The 4,993-nt window shown below is 38.5% G+C and carries 4 protein-coding genes and 1 other RNA gene; all 5 read right to left on the bottom strand.

Going from position 1 to position 4,993, the window contains the following annotated elements:
- Positions 1-210: a transfer-messenger RNA gene (gene ssrA, locus WBG45_RS13750) on the bottom strand; the annotation flags it as partial.
- Between the two features lie 154 nt (positions 211-364).
- A complete protein-coding gene (smpB, locus tag WBG45_RS13745; RefSeq protein WP_424415429.1) occupies positions 365-832 on the bottom strand; it encodes an SsrA-binding protein SmpB in 468 nt (155 codons plus the stop codon).
- 52 nt (positions 833-884) lie between these two features.
- On the bottom strand, positions 885-3,203 hold the full coding sequence (rnr, locus tag WBG45_RS13740; protein ID WP_424415427.1) for a ribonuclease R: 2,319 nt from the start codon (positions 3,201-3,203) through the stop codon (positions 885-887).
- A gap of 43 nt (positions 3,204-3,246) precedes the next feature.
- Complete coding sequence (locus tag WBG45_RS13735) at positions 3,247-3,993, bottom strand: alpha/beta hydrolase (RefSeq protein ID WP_424415425.1); 747 nt, start codon at positions 3,991-3,993, stop codon at positions 3,247-3,249.
- A 184-nt stretch (positions 3,994-4,177) separates the two neighbouring features.
- A complete protein-coding gene (secG, locus tag WBG45_RS13730; protein ID WP_024534037.1) occupies positions 4,178-4,405 on the bottom strand; it encodes a preprotein translocase subunit SecG in 228 nt (75 codons plus the stop codon).
- Positions 4,406-4,993 lie beyond the last annotated feature (588 nt).

The following is a 4,993-nucleotide window of genomic DNA, read 5'->3' as shown; positions in this document are numbered from 1 at the left end:
CTCAAGTTGCACCGACGATCGTATCCCACTAAAAGTGAGCTCGTACATGACCACATGGGCGATGGCCAAGACAAGCAACATCGTCAGCTTACGCTGCGAATGCTAGGTTTTGGTTTTTGCCAGTTATTATAGAGTGCCGTTGATACGGAGCCGAGCCCTCCGACGCGCAACTTAAGCTCAGACCATCCCTGTCGAATCCGTAACGTCCCCTTAATATAGAATAATCAAAAAGGCATTCTCAAAAATTAGGGAAGCTAGTTTTTGTTCCTTCTTGAACTCTTATTGGAAGTTCGGGTGAACTACATGTACATCTGGCAAGCTGTATTTTTATTATAAGACAAAATTGGTCAAACTTCAAGTAGTATCATTCTTGGTTACGAGATTTGAATGCACGTTCTATGTCACGTTTTGCTTCTTTTTTCTTTAAATCGTCGCGTTTGTCGTAGTTCTTCTTCCCTTTACCTAGGCCAATTAATACTTTTGCAAAACCATCTTTTAAATACATTTTGATTGGAATAATTGAAAACCCATCTTGTTTTGATAACCCTATTAACTCATTAATTTGTTTTTTATGAAGTAATAGTTTACGAGAACGCAACGGTTCATGGTTAAAACGATTTCCTTGTTCATAAGTACTGATATGCATATTCGATATCCATGCTTCATTGTTTCTTATACGCACGAACGCTTCCTTTAATTGAACTTTCCCTTTACGTACTGATTTTATTTCGGTTCCTTGAAGCACGATTCCCGCTTCCATTGTCTCCTCAATAAAATAATCGTGATTCGCTTTTTTATTTTGCGCAACCACTTTTCCTTCACCTTTTGCCATCTGTCTTCACCTCGCTGTTTAGAAAAGAGCGGCTATTCACCGCTCAATTTGCTTACTTTTTCTTTCTTTTACGACCTTGCCCTTGTTGCTTCTTAGCAATTCCTTCATAAAACTTTTTCTTTTGTTTTACTTCTTTTTTCTGACCTGGCTTAGAATTGTCCGAAGAGCGTCTTCCTGAACCTTCTTTTTTGTTCGCATGGAATACTTTAGGTGCTTCTTTACGTGTGCGCTGGAAAGCTTTTGTCATTCCGACGATTTCAAAATCAATTGCAGATTCTTCAGGTTTTACAGCAGTAACACGAACAGTTACTTCATCGCCAATACGATACTGTTTGCCTGCACGCTCACCTATCATCATCATTTGGCGATCATCAAATCGATAATAATCATCCGTCATATTACTAACATGGACAAGTCCTTCAATAGTATTAGGAAGCTCAATAAACATCCCAAAGTTTGTGATTGAACTAACAATCCCTTCAAACTCTTCACCAATTTTATCTACCATGAATTGTGCTTTTTTCAGTGATTCAGTATCTCGCTCTGCTTCCACTGCACGACGTTCACGATCAGAGGTATGGTCAGCAATTTCAGACATAACCGCGTCCCAATGAGCGACAGTCGGTTTTGATACATCACCATTAATTAAATACGTACGGATCAAACGGTGCACGATTAAATCGGGATAACGACGTATCGGTGATGTGAAATGCGTATAATAATCCGTTGATAAGCCAAAGTGACCAAGACTCTCCGCGTAATAACGAGCTTGTTGCAATGAACGAAGCATCATCGTCGAGATAACGGGTTCTTCAGGCATTCCTTCAATAGCCTCTACAATTTCTTGTAAAGCTCTTGGGTGAATTTCATTACCAGATCCTTTGACAACTAAACCGAAGTTCGTAATGAATTCGAAGAAGCGTTGAAGTTTCTCGGGTTTCGGATCTTCGTGTATACGGTATATGAAAGGCACTTCCATCCAGTGGAAATGTTCAGCTACAGTTTCGTTTGCTGCTAACATGAACTCTTCAATCAAGCGCTCAGCTACCGTGCGTTCTCGAATGACAACATCTGTCGGCCAACCTTCATCGTCTACAATGACTTTTGATTCTTTAAAATCAAAATCGATAGCGCCACGTTTTGCACGTTTTTCACGCAAAATTGCAGCAAGTTCAGCCATTAATTCAAACATCGGAACTAGATCACGGTAACGTTCCATTAACGCTTCATCTTTTTCATCTACAATTTTATAAACATCTGTATACGTCATGCGTTCTTTTGTTTTAATAACACTTTGGAAAATTTCGTGAGAAACCACGTTTCCTGTGCCATCAATAATCATTTCACATGATAAAGTTAAGCGATCCACTTGAGGATTTAATGAACAAATACCATTTGATAAACGATGTGGTAGCATTGGAATAACACGATCTGTTAAATAAACACTTGTCGCGCGATCATACGCTTCCGTGTCCATTGGTGAACCTTCTGTTACGTAATGACTAACGTCCGCAATGTGAACACCAAGTTTATATGTACCATCCGGATTTTTCGTAACTGTTACAGCGTCATCCAAGTCTTTTGCATCGGCACCATCAATCGTCACAATGACTTCATTTCTCAAATCACGGCGACCTTCTAAATCGGCCTCATCAATTTCATCTGGAACAGCATTTGCTTGATCGATAACTGGTTGTTGGAAATCAATTTCAATGCCATGTTTATGGATGATTGATAAAATATCCACACCTGGATCATTTTTATGGCCAAGAATTTGTGTAACCATACCAGTCGCTGATTTACGACCTTCTGGCCATCCAGTAATCTCAACGACAACTTTATGTCCATCGATTGCACCAAGAGTATCTTCTTTTGCGATAAATATATCCATTGAGATTTTTTTATCATCTGGAAGCACAAAACCAAATCCTTTATTATCTTGGAATTGCCCTACCACTTTAGAAATACCACGTTCTGCAATTTTCGTAATAGCCCCTTCACGACGGTCTCCTGAACTAGCACTTGAAACACGGACCAGAACGATATCGCCATTCATTGCGCCGTTTACTTCAGTTGGAGGAATAAAAATATCATCCATACCTTCTTCATCTGGTGCAACAAATCCAAATCCTCTTGCGTGTCCTATAAATTTACCTCTTAGTAAATTCATTCTTTCAGGAACACCATAGCGATTTGATTTCGAACGAATCACATACCCTTTTTCTTCAAGACGAACTAATGTCTTAACTAACTCTTTAAATTCATCTGCATCTTCAAAACCAAACTGACTTTCAATTTCTTGGACAGTCAATGGATGGTATTCTTCTTCGCGCATGAAATCGAGCAAACGTTGTTGTAAATTTTGTTCCATCTTTCATCCCTCCTTTATATAGCGTGTGCGTGTGAGCAGGTTTTTACACCTGCCACTCTAGCGTCTGTAAAAATTCTAATATATCTTCATGTAATTGTTCTTTTTCTTTATCGAGTGTGATTACATGACCAGATTCTTCATACCATTTAATACTTTTTTCAAATGACTCAGCCTCATCATGTATGATGTTAGCAGAATCCACTTCTATAACGTTATCTTGACGCCCTTGGACAACAAATAATGGAGCATAGACATGATCTACGTGATCACGAACGTCATACACTAGGTTACGTAATTCGGGTAATGAATCCATCGACTTATTTTGAAGAGCTTCTACTTCTTCTTCTATAAGAGATATGTCTTTTCCTTCATATCGTTTATAATCTCTTGCATATTTAATGACACCTTCATACATGAGCTCTGTTGTTTTCATCGACATAGGTGCACACATCGTTACTATTCCCTTTACAGGTAGGGTATACCCTAATTTTAATGAAAAGACACCGCCAAGTGATAATCCAGCAACTGCAATTTCTTCATAGCCTGCTGCTTTTAATTTATCATAGCCGCGCATCACATCTTTCCACCAATCATTTGGTCCTGTTTGGATTAATTCTTCTGGTGGTACGCCATGACCTTTATAATGAGGAGCCAGTGATGTATAGCCGTTTTTTTCTAAAAATCGACCAAGCATACGAACATCTGACGAATTCCCCGTAAATCCATGTAATAATAATACGGCTCTTTTACCCGCTTCAAAAAAGAACGGTTTGGGTTGCGCGATTCGCATTCAAAAAACCTCCAATAATAGAAAAGTACAAAGTTATTTGATTCGTTTCCGAATGAGTTTGTGATTAACTAGCACTTGTTAAACTAGACAAAAAATTTTACTATTAAATCTAGTTTTTACCAATGGTAATAAAAATAAGAAAACGCCTAACCAATTCAAGTCGGTCAGGCGGTTCGAATGTTGATTATAATTTGGTTACGGCTATTGCCAGAATAAAAAATAACACAGCTAATACAATCGTTATACGGTGCAAGACAAGATCAATTCCTCTTGCTTTTTGCTTCCCGAAAAGTTGCTCAGCTCCGCCCGAGATGGCACCTGATAAACCTGCACTTTTCCCTGATTGTAACAACACAACAACGATTAATGCTAGCGAAACGATGACGAGTAAAGTCAATAAAAACGCATGCATTTGTTCCACCTCCTGATCAGAAACATCACAACAAGAACTATTTTACCAAATTATAGAGACAAGCACAATAAGCTGAGAGAAATACATGAAGAATTCTGTCAAATAATTTGAAGAGCAAGAGATATTTATTAGATTTCATCTAATTTAAAATTTATTTGGCTTTGACATACTGTAAATCCTTTTAAGAAGAGTAACCATAGTAGCCTGTTGATTTCCGCTACGGTGGACGCTTTTCGCGGGCATGGCTTCAGTCTCCTCGTCACTACGTTCCTGCGGGGTCTTCAGCTCCTGCTTTTCCCGCAGAAGTCGCCACCTGCGCTTCAATCAACGAATATAGATGGCAACTAAGTTAAGCTTATAGGTTGGTTCTATCTCTAGCTTAACTTAGCATCAGTCGTGTCTTATCAATAAGCAATTGATAGATTTTCTTGTTGGGTACTACTCACTTCATGGATTGTAGTGGAAAGCGTCCGCCTGAAACGGAAATCATCAATATTAATGAATCAATCATTTTGTCCAAAACACCTGAAACACTGGATTTATCGAACTAAAATTATATACTTTCTTAACTTTTAAAAAAAGCCGCAC

The organism is Paenisporosarcina sp., from assembly GCF_049671445.1.
Taxonomy (GTDB): Bacteria; Bacillota; Bacilli; order Bacillales_A; family Planococcaceae; genus Paenisporosarcina.
Note: the sequence above shows the minus strand (reverse complement) of the source record. Positions and strands in the feature narration are given on the sequence as shown.